At 41.8% G+C, this 1,845-nt stretch carries 3 protein-coding genes and 1 pseudogene; all 4 read right to left on the bottom strand.

Features of this window, described 5'->3' with window-relative positions; genetic code table 11:
* Positions 1-145 (bottom strand): annotated as a pseudogene (locus PX484_RS24840) (cytochrome c biogenesis protein); the annotation flags it as partial.
* 414 nt (positions 146-559) lie between these two features.
* Positions 560-1,288, bottom strand: coding sequence for a cytochrome c biogenesis protein CcdA (locus PX484_RS24835; RefSeq protein WP_002757062.1), 729 nt, complete (start codon positions 1,286-1,288; stop codon positions 560-562).
* A gap of 18 nt (positions 1,289-1,306) precedes the next feature.
* On the bottom strand, positions 1,307-1,669 hold the full coding sequence (locus PX484_RS24830) for a VOC family protein (protein WP_042790677.1): 363 nt from the start codon (positions 1,667-1,669) through the stop codon (positions 1,307-1,309).
* Between the two features lie 2 nt (positions 1,670-1,671).
* Positions 1,672-1,845 (bottom strand): ABC transporter permease subunit (locus PX484_RS24825; RefSeq protein WP_288106065.1); only part of this gene is annotated, 174 nt, incomplete at its 5' end.

Below are 1,845 nucleotides of genomic sequence, written 5' to 3'. Positions count from 1 at the left end.
CTATTACCGTCCCAGAAATGCTAAAAATAGCGATTAAAAGTAAGAGGATAATTGCCAATCGCAGATCGGCAATAGTCTGGATAAATTTACGTCCCCATTGAGGCGGTGTATTCTTTAAATTTGAGGAAGTTTCCGATATAGTCATAGGACCTCTTGTAAAAATCAAAAATTGTTGTTAGGGTTAGGAGTCAGGAGTCAGGAGAATTAAGAATGAATAATAATCAATTAGGCTGTATCTCACATTTGCAGAAATACCGATAACCAGCAATTATCAGTGATGCTTAAATTATCACAGATCTATCAGCAGCTGTCTGTAAGCATCCCACCCAAAAGCTAATGCGCTCCGGGGTTTGGGGGGTAGAACCCCCCAAAAGCTGGGATTGAGTGATAAAATCGGAAGTAATGACCAATTTTAGAAGATAGTTTACCTTGAAAAATCCCAACTCAGCAGATTTACAAAAATGAGCAGTTTTTAAACCCTCAAAAATTAATTATACAAGAGGTTCTATAGTTAAAAGTTGGGCCATTTTAGCCAATTATCCCTTGTAACTCTCCACCATCACAGCAGACGGGATAATAAAGAAAAAACTCCGAAACCGATTAATAAAACCCCACTGACGGGATTAATCCACCCGGACCATTGACGCAGGGAAAGAAAGCTTTTCAGCGAGGCAGTAAAAGAACCGACGATAATTAGGGGTAAAACATAGCCAGCAGTGTAGGATAACAATAATCCCCCTCCTAAGCTTAAATCCCCCGTATTTGCCACCCATGCCAATAGAGTTGCTAGAACAGGTGTACTACATGGAGAGGCGATTAAACCAAATGTTAAACCGAGAAGATAGGACCGCAAAATCGGAGGAAAATCGCCGGTAATCCAATCGGTAGCGCCAAGGGAGGGGAAGCGCAGGGGTAATAATTCCAAGAGGTTTAACCCCATCAAAATAGCGATCGCACTGACGATAATTGGTAAACCGATCCCCACCTGTCCATAGACTTTCCCTAAAGTAGCGGCAATTAGTCCCAATCCCGCTAAGGTGGTGGCTAATCCTAGGGAAAACCATGTGGACTGCCAAAAAGCCGCTAAACGACCTTTATTTTCGTAACCCCCGATATAAGCGACGGTAATCGGCAACATCGACAGCATACAGGGGGTAAGACTGGTAAGTAAACCGGCTAGAAAAATCACGGCAATACTGACAAAACTAAGGTGAGTTAGTTGGGAAGTCACTAAGCGATCGGCGTATTGTTCAAGGTGATAGAGTTGAGTCTGTAATTGGTCTAACATATCGGGGAATTTTTCAGGCTAAATTTGGCTCATTTCTAGGATATTACCATCGGGATCACTGACAAATAAGGCCTTTCTACCCGAGGCACTCATTTGAATTGTATAACCTTGACTTTCTAGATAGTTACCCATGGCCGCCACGTCATCAATAGCGAAGGCAATATGAGGATTGCGTCCCCATTTTTGGGGATTGGGACGGTAGTTTTGATAATTGGTATCGACAATTAAATGAATTTGATAATCTCCCACTTGATACCAAACCCCATCGTATTGAAAAGGGCGATCAATTCTAGTCAATCCTAGAACATTTTCGTAAAAGTTAACGGCTTTTTCTAGATCGGTGACTAAAATCGCCGTGTGTAAGGATCGCATGATGTTCATAGTTAATATCTGACTCGCGGATCGAGCCAACTATAGGTTAAATCGGCAATTAAGTTAAAGATAACAATTAAAATCCCATAGATAAAGGTAATCGCCATCACTACGGGGGTATCACTGCGGGAAATAGAATCAATTAATAAAGCACCGATACCCGGCACACGAAACACTTGTTCTGT

Origin of the sequence: Microcystis sp. M49636_WE2 (assembly GCF_030065375.1) — a bacterium.
Lineage (GTDB): Bacteria > Cyanobacteriota > Cyanobacteriia > Cyanobacteriales > Microcystaceae > Microcystis > Microcystis aeruginosa_C.
The sequence above is the reverse complement of the archived record's forward strand: the minus strand, read 5'-3'. Positions and strand labels throughout refer to the sequence as shown.